Source organism: Actinoplanes sp. SE50/110 (genome assembly GCF_900119315.1).
Lineage (GTDB): Bacteria > Actinomycetota > Actinomycetes > Mycobacteriales > Micromonosporaceae > Actinoplanes.
Map to the genome: position 1 here is coordinate 7,365,153 of NZ_LT827010.1, position 16,793 is coordinate 7,381,945.

The 16,793-nt window shown below is 70.4% G+C and carries 14 protein-coding genes; 8 read left to right on the plus strand and 6 right to left on the minus strand.

The annotated features are described in order from the left end of the window. Positions 1–14 precede the first annotated feature (14 nt). Together ACSP50_RS32955 and ACSP50_RS32960 are read right to left on the minus strand one after the other, a co-directional pair. Positions 15–1,208 carry an IPT/TIG domain-containing protein gene (locus ACSP50_RS32955; RefSeq protein ID WP_014693651.1) on the minus strand — a complete coding sequence of 398 codons (1,194 nt, stop codon included), beginning with the start codon at positions 1,206–1,208 and terminating at the stop codon, positions 15–17. Positions 1,209–1,222: 14 nt separating this feature from the next. Next, positions 1,223–2,491, minus strand: coding sequence for an IPT/TIG domain-containing protein (locus tag ACSP50_RS32960; protein ID WP_014693652.1), 1,269 nt, complete (start codon positions 2,489–2,491; stop codon positions 1,223–1,225). Between the two features lie 275 nt (positions 2,492–2,766). Between ACSP50_RS32960 and ACSP50_RS32965 the strand changes: the two genes are divergently transcribed. Next, the gene (locus ACSP50_RS32965) at positions 2,767–3,456 is read left to right on the plus strand and encodes a hypothetical protein (RefSeq protein WP_014693653.1); all 690 of its coding nucleotides are present in this window, start codon (positions 2,767–2,769) and stop codon (positions 3,454–3,456) included. 122 nt (positions 3,457–3,578) lie between these two features. On the opposite strand, the gene ACSP50_RS32970 is transcribed toward ACSP50_RS32965, so the two are convergent. Further along, positions 3,579–5,861 (minus strand): IPT/TIG domain-containing protein, encoded by a 2,283-nt coding sequence (locus ACSP50_RS32970; RefSeq protein ID WP_014693654.1) that lies wholly within the window; start codon positions 5,859–5,861, stop codon positions 3,579–3,581. 251 nt (positions 5,862–6,112) lie between these two features. Next, positions 6,113–8,392, minus strand: a complete 2,280-nt coding sequence (locus ACSP50_RS32975; RefSeq protein WP_014693655.1) for an IPT/TIG domain-containing protein — start codon at positions 8,390–8,392, stop codon at positions 6,113–6,115. Between the two features lie 302 nt (positions 8,393–8,694). On the opposite strand from ACSP50_RS32975, the gene ACSP50_RS32980 reads away from it, so the two are divergent. The 7 genes from ACSP50_RS32980 (at position 8,695) to ACSP50_RS33010 (ending at position 15,000) form a co-directional block, all read left to right on the plus strand. After that, on the plus strand, positions 8,695–8,982 hold the full coding sequence (locus ACSP50_RS32980; RefSeq protein ID WP_014693656.1) for a DUF1540 domain-containing protein: 288 nt from the start codon (positions 8,695–8,697) through the stop codon (positions 8,980–8,982). Between the two features lie 116 nt (positions 8,983–9,098). Further along, positions 9,099–9,860, plus strand: a complete 762-nt coding sequence (locus tag ACSP50_RS32985; protein ID WP_014693657.1) for an NUDIX domain-containing protein — start codon at positions 9,099–9,101, stop codon at positions 9,858–9,860. Beyond that, positions 9,857–10,882 carry a hypothetical protein gene (locus tag ACSP50_RS32990; protein WP_014693658.1) on the plus strand — a complete coding sequence of 342 codons (1,026 nt, stop codon included), beginning with the start codon at positions 9,857–9,859 and terminating at the stop codon, positions 10,880–10,882. The genes ACSP50_RS32985 and ACSP50_RS32990 overlap by 4 nt, the downstream gene beginning before the upstream one ends. Positions 10,883–10,894: 12 nt before the next feature. After that, positions 10,895–11,749: a hypothetical protein gene (locus ACSP50_RS32995; RefSeq protein ID WP_014693659.1), complete on the plus strand. Its 855-nt coding sequence runs from the start codon at positions 10,895–10,897 to the stop codon at positions 11,747–11,749. Next, positions 11,749–12,975 carry an adenylosuccinate synthetase gene (locus tag ACSP50_RS33000; protein WP_014693660.1) on the plus strand — a complete coding sequence of 409 codons (1,227 nt, stop codon included), beginning with the start codon at positions 11,749–11,751 and terminating at the stop codon, positions 12,973–12,975. Before ACSP50_RS32995 ends, ACSP50_RS33000 begins: the two co-directional genes overlap by 1 nt. Positions 12,976–13,030: 55 nt before the next feature. Continuing rightward, a complete protein-coding gene (locus ACSP50_RS33005; protein ID WP_014693661.1) occupies positions 13,031–13,453 on the plus strand; it encodes a DUF6220 domain-containing protein in 423 nt (140 codons plus the stop codon). Beyond that, on the plus strand, positions 13,453–15,000 hold the full coding sequence (locus tag ACSP50_RS33010; RefSeq protein WP_014693662.1) for a multicopper oxidase family protein: 1,548 nt from the start codon (positions 13,453–13,455) through the stop codon (positions 14,998–15,000). The genes ACSP50_RS33005 and ACSP50_RS33010 overlap by 1 nt, the downstream gene beginning before the upstream one ends. 70 nt (positions 15,001–15,070) lie before the next feature. On the opposite strand, the gene ACSP50_RS33015 is transcribed toward ACSP50_RS33010, so the two are convergent. Both ACSP50_RS33015 and ACSP50_RS33020 read right to left on the minus strand, forming a co-directional pair. Continuing rightward, positions 15,071–16,222, minus strand: coding sequence for a DUF5925 domain-containing protein (locus ACSP50_RS33015; protein WP_014693663.1), 1,152 nt, complete (start codon positions 16,220–16,222; stop codon positions 15,071–15,073). Positions 16,223–16,290: 68 nt separating this feature from the next. Continuing rightward, positions 16,291–16,710: a nitroreductase family deazaflavin-dependent oxidoreductase gene (locus ACSP50_RS33020; protein WP_014693664.1), complete on the minus strand. Its 420-nt coding sequence runs from the start codon at positions 16,708–16,710 to the stop codon at positions 16,291–16,293. Between the last annotated feature and the right edge of the window lie 83 nt (positions 16,711–16,793).

A 16,793-nucleotide genomic window follows, 5' to 3' on the forward strand; every position in this document is an offset into this window, starting at 1 on the left:
CCGCCCGGGTGCAGCTAGTAGGGCGCGACCACGAAGTCCGATCCGCTGCTGATGATCGACGGGTTGGCGCCGGTCGAGCCCTGCGTCCCGTCCGCGACCCAGGTCATGATGTACGCCCCGTCGGGCACCGGTGCGCCGGTCAGGTTGCTGTTCTGCGGGTCCAGGGCGTTGATCGACAGGTCGAGGGTGCAGACCAGTTCGTTGTCGCTGACCACGGTCACCCCGGTGCATTCGGCGACGCCCCGGTTGCTGGACGAGTCGTACGCCCCGTTGACCAGGAAGATGTGCGCGTTGCCACTGCCCGGCGTGCCGATCGAGGGTTCGAAGGTGGGCACCGAGAAGCCGGCGCCGGTGATGTCCACGGTCACCACCGAGCCCCGGCTCGCGGTGTGCGGTGACACGGTGATCCCGTTGCTGTAGGTGAAGTCGATCGCGTCGCCGGTGCTGCCGTCACCGTTCGGGTCCGCGCTGGTCACCGTGCCTCCGGGCGCGTTGATGGTGACCACCATGCCGGGGCCCGCGGCGTGCGCGCCGGTGACCGCGGTGAGGCTGGTTCCGGTCGTCGCCGCCCGGATGTTGCTCAGCGGTACCCCGCCGATCGATCCGGTGATCGGGGCGACGCCGGTGAACCCGGTCCCGTTCACCGTGATCGTCTGGCCGCCGGCGGACGGGCTGGTGGCGGGCAGGATGGTGGCGATGGTCGGCTTGAGCGACAGCGTGTACTGCGCGGTGGCCAGCAGCGTGCTGGTCAGGGCCGAGTCGGTGTCGTAGACACAGATGTTCCACCGGGCCGCGGTCTGCCCGTTGACCAGCACGACCCCGCTGGTGTTGAGGTTGTTGCCGGCGGGGTACGACCCGGTCGGTATCTGGAAGGCGATCTTCGACCCGGAGATCCGGGTGACCTTCGCCGGGTCGACCGTCTGCACTCCCGCGGTGGTCGCGGTGCCGTTGGTCGAGGTGATCTGGGTGATGGCGCTCGCGTGGATGCTGCAGGTCGAGTACTGGAACTGGACCACCGGTTTGACCCCGGCCGCGAACGTCACGCCGGTCACCGTCGACGGGACCGTGCCGATCAGCGTCTTGATGATCCCGCCCGGCCCGTAGTTGCTGCTCAGTGTCAGGCCCACCGCGGCGGCCGAGGCCGGGGTGGCGGCGCCCAGCACCAACCCGGTGGTGATCACGGCGGCCAGGCCCAGTGCGCGTCTCATCGGGAGTCTCCCCGTCAGTAGGGTGCGACGGTGAACGTCGCGCCGCTGCTCACCACGGTCGGCGCGGCCGCGTCCCCGGCGTCGGTGGCGCCGTTGGCGACCACCGTCACCGTGTAGCTGCCCTCGTCCACCGTCTTGCCGCTCACCGCCGAACTGTCGGTCGGGCTCAGCCTGTCGGCGCCCAGGTCGAGCGTGCAGACCAGGTCGGTGTTGGACGCCACCAGCACCTTCTTGCACTCCTGGACGCCGCGGTTGCTGGCCGCCACGTACGCGTCCTTGACCAGGAACACATGTGCCGTCACCGAGGTCGGCGTCGCGTCCGCGCTCTTGTCGAAGGTCATCTGTTGGAACCCGACCCCCTTGATCAGCAGGTCGACCTTCGTGCCGGCCGGCGCGGTGTTCGGCGAGATCTGGATCCCGTTGCTGTAGGTGAAGGTGATCGGCGCGTCCGGCGTCTTGTCGTCGGCGTCCTGCGGCAGCCCGTTGTTGTCCGGGTCGCTGCTGAGCACCTGCCCGCCCGGGGTGTTCACGATCAGGGTCAGCCCGGTGGCGGCCGCCCGCTGCCCGGTGGTCGCGGTGAAACTGTTGCCGTTCGCCGCCACCTTGATGTTGGTCAGCGGCACCCCGCCGATGCTGGCCGTGGTCGCGTTGCTGGTCGCGGAGAACCCGGCCCCGGTCACCGTGATCGACTGCCCGCCGAGCGCCGCCCCGCTGGGCGGGATGATCGCGGTGATCTTCGGCCGTACCCCGATGGTGTAGGCCGCCTGGGCGAGCAGCGTGCTGGTCGAGAGGGAGTCACTGTCGTACACGCAGATGTTCCACTTGGCGCTGGTCTGCGTTCCGGTCAGCACCAGCCCGCCCGTGTTGATCGTGCTGTCCTTGTCGTCGACCTTCGCCGGGTACGACGCGGAGGGCACCTCGAAGGCGATCCGGGTGGTGCCGTTGCGCTTGACGTTGTCGGGGTTCACGGTGAGCACCCCACCGGTGGCCGCGGTGCCGGTCCCGGTGATCGCGGCCACCGCCCGGGCGTTCGCGGTGCAGGTGTTGTACTGGAACTGCACGGTGGGCATACTCCCGGCCACGAACGGATTCGGGTTCGCGGCGGTCGGGGTGACCGTGCCGATGATCGTGTTCCCGCCGCCGCTGGGCCCGGTGGCACTGCTGAGCGTCATCGGGAGTGCGGTGCTCCCGGCATACGCCGGGGCGGGTCCGCCGGCCACCGCGAGCCCGGTCGTCACCGTCCCGGCGAGCAGGGCGCGGCGGAATTGTCGCGAGGAGATCATCGAGGCTCCTTCTGGAGCATTTATCACAACAATTGTTTTGTACGTCGACAGCACGGCCCCGAAATGGCCGATCGCTCGCTGGCAGCGTATCCAGCGGCCCCCGCCGGATCGGCGGCAACCGCGAAACAGCCATACGGCAGTTCCCACCCGGCCTTCCTGAGAGGTTGCTGGATTCGGCACCGTATGTCCGGATATTTGGAACCATGGGGTTTCGGATACCGCCCGGCGATCAGCGCCGGGCCGGGTGCCAAGTCGAGACCCTCGAAGGACGTGACATGGCCAACGAAGAACAGAATCAACCCACCCAGGACCTCACTCCGCGCCCCGGAAAGCGCCGGAAGCAGGCCATGGTTGCGGTCGCCGGAGCGGCGGTGGCGATCTCCGGAGCTGCCTTCTTCGCCGCCACGCAACAGGACGACAGCCCGACCGCCCGATCCGCGACGGTCGCGGCCCCCGACGCCGGCGCCTCCGCCGACCAGGTCGGCCGGATCGCCGCGGCCGGCGACGAACTCACGAAGTCGAAGGCGGGCACCGACCCGTCCCTGCCGCCGTCCGCGAAGGACCGCGTCGACGCCGCCCGCCGCGCCGCCGCCAAGGACGGCGTGAAGATCACCCACCCGCTGCCCGCCAAGCCCGACCCGGAGGCGGACGGCGCGAAGGAGGTCACCGTCGGCTCCGCCAAGAAGGGCCAGACGATGCGGATCATCACCGCCCACGGCGACCTGACCGGCACGCACGAACTCGCCTGGGTCGCCGGCGGCATCACCAGGCACGGCGACATCCAGTGCTCGCAGCAGTTCAAGTTCTACAACGAGGCAGCCCCGAAGACCCGGGACAACCTGTTGGTCTGCTGGCGCACCAGCGCGCACCGCAGCGTCATCACGGTCGATGCGAAGATCGGCGGCCACCCACCGGTGGCCCAGAGCCTCGCCGTCATCAACCGCGAGTGGCACAAACTCGGCTGACCCTTCCCCACCGGACAGCGCCGGCCGCGGACTTCCGCGGCCGGCGCTGTCCGGTCAGGGCAAAGGCGGTGGCCCGGAGCGGACGCTCCGGGCCACCCTTGATGCGTGTTCCTGCCTCGCCGTCAGTAGGCCGAGACGGTGAAGGTGGAGCTGCTGGAAACCTGGCTCTGCACGTACGTGGCGTCGGTCTGCACCGCGTTGAGCGCGGCGTTGCTCACGTACTGCAGGTTGTACGCACCCTCGGGAACCGGGACGTACTGGCTGTAGATGATGGAGGCGACGCTGGCACCGGCGGTGGCCGCGTTGGCCGAAAGGGTGGCGCCCGTGTCGCTGCCCACGGCCTGGATCGTCGTTCCCGCCGTGATGTTCGCGTTGACCGGGTAGGCGCCGACGTCGGTCGAGGCGACGAAGGTGCTCGCCGGCCCGGTGATGGCGGCGACGGTGTTGGTGCCGGTGGTGGTGATCGTGGCGGCCCGGTAGGTCGGCGACGCGATCGTGATCGTCGCGTTGTTGGCCAATGTGGCGGACGCCGGGTTGTTCATGATCGCCGTCGTGCCACTGACGACGTTGGTGATCACTGTGCCGGTAGCGAGAGCGACACCGGCGGGGTCGACGACGGCCTTACCCACATCGGAGGCGTCGAACGTGCCACCGGTAGCCGTGAGGACGCGGCTACCTGCCGTGACGCTCGCCGTCACACCGTACTTGGGTGCCGCGGACAGGAGCGCCGTGCCGGTGAGGTCCAGACGCTTCGTCAGGTCCAGCCGGCAGACCAGTTCGGTGTCGCTGAGCACGAGCACGTTCCTGCAGTCGGCGACCGGGGCGTTCGCCCGGGCACCGCCGACCGAGGCGTTGCTGTAGTTGCCCCGGGACAGGAAGATGTGCGCCCCGGCGGTCAGGCTGCTGCTCCACGGCGCGCCCTGGAAGCCGACACCGTTGACGACCACGTCGAGGCTCCGAGTGTTCGGCGCCGTCTTCGGGTTCACCACCAGTGCGCTGGTGTACGAGAAGGCGCCGGTCAGCGTGGCCGAGCCGGCGGGCGTGGTGACCACCAGCGCGTTGCTGTTGGCCGGCGCGTGCATCGGCGTCTTGGCGGTGAACGCGGTGCTGCTCAGCGACGTGATGTCGGTCAGCGGCACGCCACCGAGCGTCGCCGAGATCTGCGTCGGGTCGGTCGGGAACGCGGTGCCGACCACGGTGACCACGCTGCCACCAAGCGCCGGGCCGGCATTCGGCGAGATCCGGCTCAGCGTCTGAACGGTGGTCGTCTTGTAGGGATTGGACGCGATCAGATTGCCCTGGGCGGTGGCGGCGTCATAGATGCAGAGCTGCCACGGAACGCTGGTCGCCCCGGCCGGCTGGTTGCCCAGGGCCGTGGTGTAGGCACCCGAGGTGTAGAACGCCGGTGCCGTCACCGCCAGCCGGTTGTTCGTCACCTTACGAATGTTGGCGGTCAGGAGCGGTTCGTTCGTACCCCCCGTCTGACCCACGGTATAGGTCGACGCACAGGTGTCGCCCTGGGTGAACTCGACACCCGGAGTGTCGATGCCGGCCAGGAACGGGTTCGGCGAGGTGATGTCGATGTTGTTCCCACCGCCGTACGGGCCGATGGCCTGGCTCAGCGAGAGCTGGCCGACGTTGTACGGCACCACCGCGATCAGCGCCGAGGCGGACGCGTTGCCGTTGTACAGGCAGGCGAAGTACGGCGTCGGCGTCGCGGTGGTGGAGGTGACGCCGGACGGCACGGTGAGGCTGGCGACGGAGTCCGAGGTGCGGGTGACCGTGGTAGCCACGTTCGCCGTCGGGGTCCCGTAGGTCGTCGGGCAGTCGTTGGCCTGGGTGGCGAACTGGGCGCCCACGGTGGTGACACCCGTGAAGATCGGCCCGCCGGTGCCCCCCGTGATGGTCAGCGTGGCGCCGCCACCGGTGGTGCCCGACGTCGGGGAAACGGTCGGGGCGGTGCCGACGTAGACCGGGTAACCGTTCGTGGCGCCCTTGCGGGCGCTGGAGCCGGCGGTGTTGCTGGCGTACACACAGGCCATGTACTTCTTGACCTGTCCGTTGCTGCCCGCGGTCGCCGTGGTCGGCAGCACGAACACCACCTGGCTCGTGGTACTGGAGGTGGTCGACGCCGCGGCCAGGATGGACGCGGTCGGCGTGGTGTAGGTCGCGGGGCAGGCGGTGCCGGTGGTCGTGAGCAGCTCCACCCGGTCGGTGTTGGAGCCGATGAACGGGGCCGAGTCGTCGTTGACGGTGACGGTGCCGCTGACCGGCGCGACCGGCGGTGTTACCGAGGAGGCGGCGAACGCCGCCTGGGGGTAGACGAGCAGAGCGGCACCGACCACCCCGGTCGTCAGACCAACACGCGCCCACCGGGGACGCGCGGCATTTCTGGACTTACGCATGCGAGGTCCTCCTACGGGTCCCAACGGACCACGTCGCTGGATTGCTGGGCCCAGGCGTCCGGATGAACCGTCGCGGGCCGTCTCGCCGGAAGCGTAACTATTCGCGGCGTTTCGATTCTCCAAAGCAGGAAACATACTCATATGTCAGACAACTTACGAAGACATTGGATTATCTAACATCCTAAATCTTTTATGCGAAAGCGGTGACCCGGAGCTGTACGCTCCGGGCCACCGCTCAGTGGCGTCTTCCGTCAGAAGGCGGCGACGGTAAAGGTGGACGTGCTGGAGATCTGGCTCTGCACGTAGCTGGGATCGGTCGCCACCGCGTTGACAGCGGCGTTGCTGACGTACTGGATGTTGTAGGCACCCTCCGGAACCGGAATAGTGGTGCCGGCCAGAACGACGGGGTGCACGCCGCCACCCGAGGAGGCGGCAGCCGCGCTGAGGGTTCCGGTTGCTCCACCCTGCGCGCTGATCGTCCGACCTGTCGGGATGCTGGCGCCGATGATGTACTTCCCGACGTCGCCGGTGCCGAGGGTCGGCGAGACGGCGGTGAGGCCGGTCGACGAGTTGGTCGTCGTCACCGTGGCAGCCGACGTCAGCGGCGAAGCCAGGGTCACGTCTGCCGCGCTCGCGGTACCGGTGGCCGCGTTCGACATGACCGCCGTGGTGGCGTTGAGCACGTCGGTGATGACCGTGCCGGCCGGGATCACGGGAGCGTCGACGGCTTCGATGACGGCCTTGCCGACATCCGTGGGGGCGAAAGCGGTACCGGTGATCAGCCGGCTGCCGGCGGTGGTGACGACGGCGTTGCCCGCCGTCGGCACCGCGGACAGCGTGGCCGCACCGGTAGCGTCCAGCCGGGTGGTCAGGTCGAGCTTGCAGATCAGCTCGGTGTCACTGAGCACCAGCACGTTGCTGCAGTCCGCGACCGGCGCGTTGCTTCGCACGACGTTGCCGTTGTCAGTGGAGCTGTAACTGCCCTTGACCAGGAAGACGTGCGCCCCGGTGACCAGGGTGTTGCCCCAGCTGGCGCTCTGGAAGCCCACGCCGTCCACGACCAACTGGACGACCCGGTTGTTGGGTGCCGTGTTCGGCGCGATCACCAGCGCGCTGGTGTAGGAGTACGCGTTGTTCAGCGTGTGTGAACCGCTGGCCGTGGTGACCACCAGCGCGACGTTGCTGGCGGGCGCGTGCCGCGGCGTCCTGGCCGTGAACGCGGTGGTGCTCAGCGGGTTGATGTCGGTCAGCGGCACGCCGCCCAGCGTCGCCGAGATCAGGGTCGGGTCGGTCGGGAACGCGGTGCCGGTGACGGTGATCAGGCTGCCACCCAGCGCCGGGCCGGCCTTCGGCGAGACCCCGGTCGAGGTCTGGATCGTGGTCACCTTGTACGGGTTGGCGACGACCAGGTTGGACGTCCCGTTCCCGGAGCCGTCGTAGATGCACAGGTTCCAGGTGATCGACCCGGCTGAGCCGAACGCCGTGCTGGCGTCGTTCGCGGTCCCGTAGAACGCCGGGGCGGTCGTGGCCAGGCGGGTGTTCGACAGCTTCCGGACACTGTTCACCGGGTCGACCGGAATGTTGGTGGCTGTCACGCCGGAGTCGTAGGCCGCCGGGCATGCTCCGCTGGTGAAGATGACGCCCGGGTTGTCGATGCCGGCCAGGAACTGGTTCGGCGAGGTGATGTTCAGGCCGTTGCCGCCCTGCCACGGGCCGGTGGTCTGGCTCAGTTGCAGCTGCCCGGCGGTGTAGGGCACCACCGAGAACAGCGCCGCGGACGAGGTGTTGCCGTTGTACAGGCAAATGTTGTAGGCGGTGGGGTTGGCGGTGGTGGAGACGACACCGGCCGGCACGGTGAGACTGGCTACCGTGTCGGAGGTCCGGGTCACCGTGGTGGCCAGGTTCGCCGTCGGCGTGCCGTAGGTCTGCGAGCAGTCCGAAGTGTTGAGGGTGAACGCCGCACCGATCGTCGTGACACCGGTGAAGATCGGCCCGCCGGTGCCGGCGGTGAGGGTGACCGTGTTACCGCCACCGGTCACACCGGCCGCCGGCGACGGCGTCGCGGGCGTCCCGACGTAGAAGGGGTAGCCGGCCGCCGCACCTTCCCGCGTGCTGGTGCCGCCCGTGACGCCGGCGTACACGCAGGCGATGTACCGCTTGGCCTGTCCGTTGGTGCCCGGCGAGACGCCGGTGGGGACCGTGAAGGTCACTGTTCCGGGCGTGCCGCCCGACTGCGCCGCAGCCGCTGTCACGTTCGCCGACACGATCGACGTGGTGGGCGTGGTGTAGGTGGCCGCGCAGGTGCCCGTCGTGATGATCTGGACGCGGGTGCTGCCGGTGGCCGTGGTGAAGTTCGGGGACGGGGCGGTGTCGTTGATGGTGACACTGCCACCCACCGGCGCGACCGGGGGTGTTACCGAGGAGGCGGCGAACGCCGCCTGGGGGTAGACGAGCAGAGCGGCACCGACCACCCCGGTCGTCAGACCAACACGCGCCCACCGGGGACGCGCGGCATTTCTGGACTTACGCATGCGAGGTCCTCCTACGGGTCCCAACGGACCACGTCGCTGGATTGCTGGGCCCAGGCGTCCGGATGAACCGTCGCGGGCCGTCTCGCCGGAAGCGTAACTATTCGTGGGGGTTCAGTAGCGTAGAGTAAGAAAGATCCTGATATGTCAGACCAAAGGACCGGCATCGACGGGAATCGCGATAAACGCTGCCAGGAAGGCTCGCCTAACACACCCGCCCATTTCCCGGAGCCCATTCCCGCCTTCCGAAAACGTGCTCGAATTGGCAGGTCCATCGCGAGACCACATTCCTGGGAAGGCCAGCCATGACACAGATGATGAATATGCCGCGGGTCCAGACCTGCACGGTCACCGACTGCGGCTACAACCACGACGGGTGCACCGCGTTCGCGATCACCATCGGGGACCTGAACGCCGAGTGCGACACGTTCGTCGGCTCCGGGCTCACCGGCGGGATGGGCGTCGCCACCGCCCAGGTGGGCGCCTGCAAACGGGCCGACTGCAAGTACAACCACGACCTGGAGTGTCAGGCCCCGGCGATCACCGTGGGCGCGTCGGCCGACCGGGCCGACTGCCTGACCTACGAGAAGTAGACAGGCCGCACTCCCCTGCCGCCGCCCGGCCGGGCGGCGGCAGTGTTGACACCGGGTATCGAGCGCGCTAAGTTCATCTCACATCGAGTATTACTCAAGTTGAGAAGGACCTGATCATGGTGGACGAGGCGAGCTTCCTGGCCGGCTACAACCCCCGGGACTACCCCTCCGTCGCCGTGACCGTCGACGTCGTCGCGCTGACCATCCGGGACGGGCAGCTCTGCGTGCTGCTGGTCGAGCGCGGCGAGCAGCCGTTCGCCGGCCACCGCGCGCTGCCCGGCGGCTTCGTCCGCGAGGAGACCCTCGACCGGGCCGCGCTGCGGGAGCTGGCCGAGGAGACCGGGCTGGCCCCCGGGCCGGAGGCCGACGCCGACCTGGAGCGGGTCTGGCTGGAGCAGTTGCGGACCTACGGCGATCCGGGGCGCGACCCGCGCATGCGGGTGATCACCGTGGCCTACCTGGCATTCGCGCCGCACCTGCCGGAGCCGACCGCGGGCAGCGACGCGGCCGGGGCCTACTGGGTGCCGGTCGACGAGGCCAAGGATCTGGCCTTCGACCACGACCAGGTGCTCGCCGACGGCCTGGAGCGGGCCCGCGCCAAGCTGGAGTACACGCCGCTGGCCACCGCCTTCGTCGGCACCGAGTTCACCATCTCCGAGCTGCGGTCGGTCTACGCCGCGGTCTGGGGCGAGGAGCTGCACGCCGGCAACTTCCACCGCAAGGTGCTCTCGGTGCCCGGCTTCGTGGAGAGCACCGGCGAGACGGCGGCGCGCGGCGGCGAGCGGGGCGGGCCCAAGGCACGGCTCTACCGGGCCGGCGACGCGCGGTCGCTGCACCCCGCCCTGTTGCGGCCGACACGGGAGGACGGGGTGCGATGAACCCGGGGTACGCCACCGCCGAGCAGCGGACACGGACCAGTCACCGGATCTCCTTCGAGGACGCGGCCGCCCGGATCGCGGCGGCCCGCACCTTCGCCGAGCTGATCGACTCCGGGCTGATCGACAGCAGAGCACTGGGGATCGAGCGGCGCACCGCGAGCGGGACGGCGTTCGTGAACGCCCGGCACGCGTACCGGACGCTGGCCAGGATCGTGCATCCGGACGCGGCCGGGGCGGCCCGCCGCGAGCCGGCGACCGCGGCGTTCGCCCGGCTCAGCGCGCTCTACCACGAGCGCGGCGTGGACGGACACGTCAAGCCGGAGAGGACGCGGTGGACAGCCCGGCCGCTGTTCGCCGAGGGGGACATCGCCGAGCTGTTCGAGGACGGCGACCTGCTCCTCAAGATCGCCCGCGACCCGGCCGACAACGACCTGATGGCGGCCGAGGCGAACGCCCTGCGCCGGCTGAACACGCACGGACGACCCGGCTTCCGGGCCTATGCGCCCAGGCTGACCCGATCGTTCAGCTACCACGGACGTACCGTCAATGTCCTGACCCGGCAACGCGGCTTCCGCGACCTGGCGACGGCGACCGATCGGGGACTGCCCGACCTGGTGTGGATCTGGCGCCGGCTGCTGGCCGGCCTGGGCTGGGCGCACCGCGCCGGCGTGGTGCACGGCGCCGTGTTCGAGGAACACGTGCTGATCGACCCCCGGGTGCGCGGCCTGGTCCTGATCGACTGGTGTTACGCCACCCCCGTCGGCGCGCGACCGAGAGCGCTCATCGCACGCCACGAGCATCGGTATCCCTTCGAGGTGCCGGCCGGGCAGCCGGTCACCGCCGCCACCGATCTCCACCTCGCGACCAGCCTGATGAAACGGCTGTTCGGGACGGACATGCCACTGCCTCTACGCCGGTTCGCCGACGGCTGCCTGTACGACGCGCCACGGATGCGCCCGCAGAACGCGTGGCGGCTCCTGGCCGAATTCGATGAGTTGGTCCCCCCGCGGTACCGGATCTAGAAGGAGCACATCATGGGAAGCGGACGCTGGTCCACCGACGTCTGGACCGCCGCCGAGAACTACCGCGCGGCGACCGGGCAGAGCGCCTTCGCGTACAGCGACAGCGGCGCCCGGCAGGCGCACCCGGCGCTCGACCCGCGGGGCGTCTTCATGCGGGAGAGCCGGGACAGCCGGGAGCACCCGGCGAGCACCCCGATCGTGGTGATGTTCGATGTGACCGGGTCGATGCGGCACGTGCCGCGGGTGCTGCAGACGAAGCTGCCGCAGCTGCTCGGCCTGCTCACCCGCCGGGGCTACGCGACCGATCCGCAGATCATGTTCGGCGCGATCGGGGACGCCACCTGCGACCGGGTACCGCTGCAGGTCGGCCAGTTCGAGTCGGACAACCGGATGGACGAGGACCTGTCCCGGATCGTGCTGGAGGGCGGCGGGGGCGGCGGCCGGCGCGAGTCGTACGAGCTGGCCATGTACTTCCTGGCCCGGCACGTGGTGATGGACTCGATGATCACCCGCGGGAGGAAGGGCTACCTGTTCCTGATCGGCGACGAGATGCCGTACGACACGGTCAAGCCGGACGAGGTGCGTGCCGTGATCGGCGACGAGCTGCCGCAGGCCCTGCCGACCCGGGAGGTGCTCGCCGAACTGCGGCGCAAGTTCGAGGTGTTCTTCATCCTGCCGACCGCCGCCGGGCACGGCGGCGACCGGGCGATCCTGGCCGCCTGGCGGGACCTGCTCGGGCAGCACGTGCTGGAGCTCGACAACGTCGACGAGGTCTGCGAGACCATCGCCGGCGCGGTCGGGATGTGCGAGGAGAACACCGGCCCGGCGGCCCCGCGATCGCTGGCCGGCAGCCTGCGGAGGTGGTGATGGAGCACGTGGCCGTCGTCGATCTGGGCTACGGGGACGCCGGCAAGGGCACGGTGGTCGACGCGCTGTGCCGGTCCGGCCGGGTGCGGGCGGTGCTGCGCTTCAACGGGGGTGCGCAGGCCGCGCACAACGTGGTGACCGACGACGGGCGGCACCACACGTTCAGCCAGTTCGGCGCCGGCACGCTGCGCGGGGTGCCGACCCACCTGACCCGGTTCATGCTGGTCGACCCGCTGGCGCTGGCCGCCGAGGCGGGCGCCCTGGGCAACCCGTTCGAGCTGCTCACCGTCGACGGCGACGCGCTGCTGACCACCCCGTGGCACCGGGCCGCGAACCGGCGGCGGGAACGCGCCGAGCGGCACGGTTCGTGCGGGATGGGTGTCGGCGAGACGATGGCGTACGCGCTGGCCGAGCCGGATGCGCCGCGGGTCGCCGACGTGCTGCACCCGGCGCGGCTGCGGCGCCGCCTGGCCAAGGTCCGGGAGGCGTACGGGTTCGGCGACGCGCCACTCGACGACGTCGCCGACGCGTTCACCGCGTTCGGCCGGGCCGTCCGGATCACCCACGAGAGCCACACGATGCGGCTGCTCGCCGAGGGCCCGTGCGTCTTCGAGGGCGCGCAGGGTGTGCTGCTCGACGAGTGGCGCGGCTGGCACCCGCACACCACCTGGTCGACGACCACGTTCGCGAACGTGGCGGAGTTGTGCCCGTCGTTCCGCCGGCTCGGGGTGGTGCGCACCTACACGACCCGGCACGGGGCCGGCCCGTTCGTCACCGAGGATCCGCTGCTGGACCTGCCGGAGGCGCACAACGGGACGGACGAGTGGCAGGGTGCGTTCCGGGCCGGGCACTTCGACGCGGTCGCCCACCGGTACGCGGTCGAGGTGGCCGGCGGCATCGACGAGCTGGCCGTCACCCATCTGGACGTGCCGGCCCGCGAGCCCGCATTGAAGATCTGCACGTCGTACGTGGTGGACGGCGAGCGGGTCGACCGGATCGTGCCGGGCCCGCACCGCGACCTGGCACACCAGGCGGGGCTGACCGCGTGGCTGGGCCGGGCCCGGCCCGCTGACCTGCACCGGCCCCCCGACTGGGCACGGGAGATCGGCGCTCTTCTCGGCGCGCCGGTAACCCTGGAGTCGTACGGGCCGCGCGCCGGTGACAAGCGGATGGTCCCGGAGGGAGTAGCCCGTCCGGTGCGGATACGCCGTGCAGCGTATTGCTGAGCGTGACGGCCCGGCCGGATGCTGAGGTGGTCGCATCCGGGAAGGGAGAGGCCCCATGCGGGCTCTGTATCGGGCACTCGCCGGGCTGATCGCACTCAGTGTGGTCGTCCAGGCCGCGGTCCTCGCCGCCGCGTGGTTCATCGTCATCAAGGACACCGACAACGGTGTCGTCTTCGACAAGAACAATGAGGGAAACTGGGGGCACGCCGCGCACGGCATCATCGGGATGATGGTCGTCCCGCTGCTCGCCCTGCTCCTGCTGATCATCTCGTTCTTCGCCCGGATCCCGGGCGGCGTCAAGTGGGCGCTGATCACCGTCGGCGTGGTCGCCCTGCAGATCGTGCTGGCCATGGTCAGCTTCGGGGTGCCGGTGATCGGCGCCCTGCACGGCATCAACGCGTTCGCGGTCGCCGGCGTCGCCTCGATCGCCATGCGTCAGGCGCGGGAATCGATCGCCCCGCCGGTCGCCGTCGCCTGATGCGCACCTCGTTCCGGGCCGCCATCGCCGGGGTGGCGGCCCTCGCCGTGCTCGGACCGGTCGGGTATTTCTGGTACGACAGCCTGGTTCCCGGCACCTACGACATGGCCGCGATGGGCTATCCGGACAGCGGCGGCGGACCGGCGGTGGCGCACGACCACGGCGTCGGGATGTCGGTCGCCGACCTGAGGGGCCCGAGCGGAACCCCGGATGTCGCGGTCACCCTGGTCGCCCGCAAGGAGGGCGCGAGGTACACGCTGAACGGCAGCACGCCCGGCCCGGCGATCCGCGCCGTCCAGGGCCAGCTCATCCAGGTGACGCTGGTGAACGCATCGGTCCCGGACGGGGTGACCCTGCACTGGCACGGCGTCGACGTGCCGAACGGTGAGGACGGTGTGGCCGGGGTGACCCAGGACGCGGTCCGGGAGGGGCAGAGCTTCGTCTACCGCTTCGTCGCCAAGGATGCCGGCACCTACTGGTACCACTCCCACCAGGTCTCCCACGAGCAGGTGAAGAACGGCCTCTTCGGCGCCCTGGTGATCACTCCGCGCGCCGAGCCGGCCGCGACCACCACCGGGCAGGCCGAGCCGTCGCAGGTCGCGATGGTCCATACCTATCAGGGCAAACGGACGATCAACGGCACGCCCGGGTCGTCCCCGCTGACCACCGCCACGGTTCGGCTGATCAACACGGACGCCGGCCCGATCCGGGTGTGGGTGACCGGCACGACCTTCCGGATCATCGCCGTCGACGGCCGGGACGTCCACGAGCCGGGCCCGATCCGGGACCGAAACGTCCTGCTCACCGCCGGCGGCCGGGTCGACCTGCACCTGGACACCCCCGGCCGGATCGACGTCGGCGGCGACGCGGCCCTGGTCTCTCCCGAAGGCCGGCCCGCAACCGAAAGCCCGGCCGCGAGCCCAGGCCCGGCCGCAGACCCCGGCCCGGCAGCAGACCCCGGCCCGACCGCTAGCACAGGCCCGGCCGCAGACCCCGGCCCGACCGCCGGCAGAAGCCCGGCCGCGGTCCTGCAGGCCGCCCCGCTCCCCCGCGAAACGGTCGATCTCCTGGCCTACGGCACGCCGGCCCCGCTCGGCTTCGACCCGGCCGAAGCCGGCCGCCGTTTCCGGTACGACATCGGCCGCCGCTTCGGCTTCCTCGACGGCCGGCCCGGCATGTGGTGGACGGTGAACGGCCACCTCTTCCCGGACCTCCCGATGTTCATGGTCGGCACCGGCGACATCGTCCGGATGACCCTGCACAACGGCAGCGGCGAGGTGCACCCGATGCACCTGCACGGCCATCACGTGGTCGTGCTCAGCCGCAACGGCGTCGTCGCCACCGGCAGCCCGTGGTGGACCGACTCGCTGGACGTGGCCGACGGCGACACCTACGAGATCGCCTTCGTCGCCGACAACCCGGGCATCTGGGCCGACCACTGCCACAACCTGGACCATGTCCCGGAGGGCCTGGTCGTCCACCTCGCCTACGCCGGCGTCCACAGCGCGTTCCAGGTCGGCGGCCCGCACCACAACACCCCCGAGTAGGTGCCGCCGGCGTAGCGCACCACCCGGTCCTCGCCGCCGCTCCGGTCACCGGCCGAAAGGTTGCACGCTTCTACAGATACATTCCGGTGGGCGGGGCCTGGCGGGGAACGGTGACCGGCTCGGCCCCGGTCTTCAGGGCGTAGAGCTCGGCCAGTGTCGCGCCGTCCGGCCCGATCCCGGTGGTGGTGCCGAGCCAGTCGGCGGCCTCCCGGTACGGCAGCCGGCCGACCTCGATGCTGGCCAGGCAACGGCCCGGCCGGACCACGGCCGGGTGCAGCGACGACAGGTCCTCGTTCGTGGTGATCGCGATCAACGCGTTGCGGCCCTGGCCGAGCAGTCCGTCGGTCAGGTTGAGCAGGCGGGACAGCGACTGCCCGGCGCTCGCCTTGGCGTCGCCGCTGATCAGCTCGTCGCAGTCCTCCAGCATCAGCAGGCGCCACCTGGGCTCGTCGTCCTCGCCGCTGCCGAGGGCGACACTCATCAGGTACGCCGGGTCACCGAACAGGCGTTCCGGGTCGAGCACGCAGTCGACCTGACACCACGAGCGCCACTGCTGGGCCAGGGCGCGCAGGGCGGTGGTCTTGCCGGTGCCCGGCTCGCCGTGCAGCAGCAGGAGGCGGCCGGTCACGGTGGACGCATCGATCGCCATCAGGCGTTCCAGGGTGTCGCCGACCGGCTTGGCGTAGTTCCGCTTGATCGTCTCCCAGGGCGCGGCGCCGATCTCCCGCTGGGTGCGGCGCGGGCCGTGCGGGCCGTAGTGCCAGAAGCCGACCGGCACGCTGTCGTCGGCCGGGGCCGGTTCCTCGACCGCACCCGCGGTCACCTTCGTGAGGATCGCCTCGGCCAGCTCGCCGCTGACCGCGGTGACCGTGACCCGGGCGCGACGGCTCTGCTTCCAGCGCATCACGTGCAGGGTCCAGCCGTCGCCGACGCTGAGCCGGCCGTGACCGTCGTCCTCGACCGCCTCGCGGATCACCCGCGCGTCCGGGACGGTCAGCGCGGAGTCGGCGCGCAGATTCTCCAGCCAGGTGGTGCGGCCGTACGGCTCGCGGCCGGTGACGAACGGGTCGAGGGCGATCAGGTCGACCAGATCCACCAGCCGGTCGCCGTCGTCGACGGAGCCGGACAGCGGCATGGCCGCCGACGGCAGCTGCTGCGGGGTGCGGGCGGCCGGGACCGCCGCGCCGTTGGCACGGTCGAGGGGCTGGTGGGGGGTCCGCATACTCCCATGATCGCGGGCGGAAGGCCTGGTGGCATCCCCTTTTTCCGCGCCATCGGCGGGCGGTTCGGTCAGCGGCGGGTCAACACGAACAGCGGGATGATCCGCTCGGTCTTCGTCTGATACTCCGCGTAGTTCGGGAACACCTCGACCGCTCGCTGCCACCAGACCTCCCGCTCGGCGCCGGTCAGCTCACGGGCGTCGTAGTCGTGCCGCTCCGCACCGTCCTGCACCTCGACGTGCGGATTCTTCCGCAGGTTGTAGACCCACACCGGATTCTTCGGAGCCCCGCCGAGGGAGCCGACCGCCAGATAGTCACCGTCGTGCTCGACCCGCATCAGGGCGGTCTTGCGGAGTTTCCCGCTCTTGGCGCCGACGCTGGTCACCACGATGATCTCCGGGGTGCCGGCGCCGCCGGTCGCTTCGTACTGCTCGGCCTGCTCGCGCGCCCAATCGAGGGTGCCGGGCTGGTATTCACCGGTCAGAGGCATACGCCCGATTCTACGGCGGATCAACGGCACCTCAACCGCACCTCGCGGCCGACCGGATCGCACTCCGTCGGACGCACCTTTCG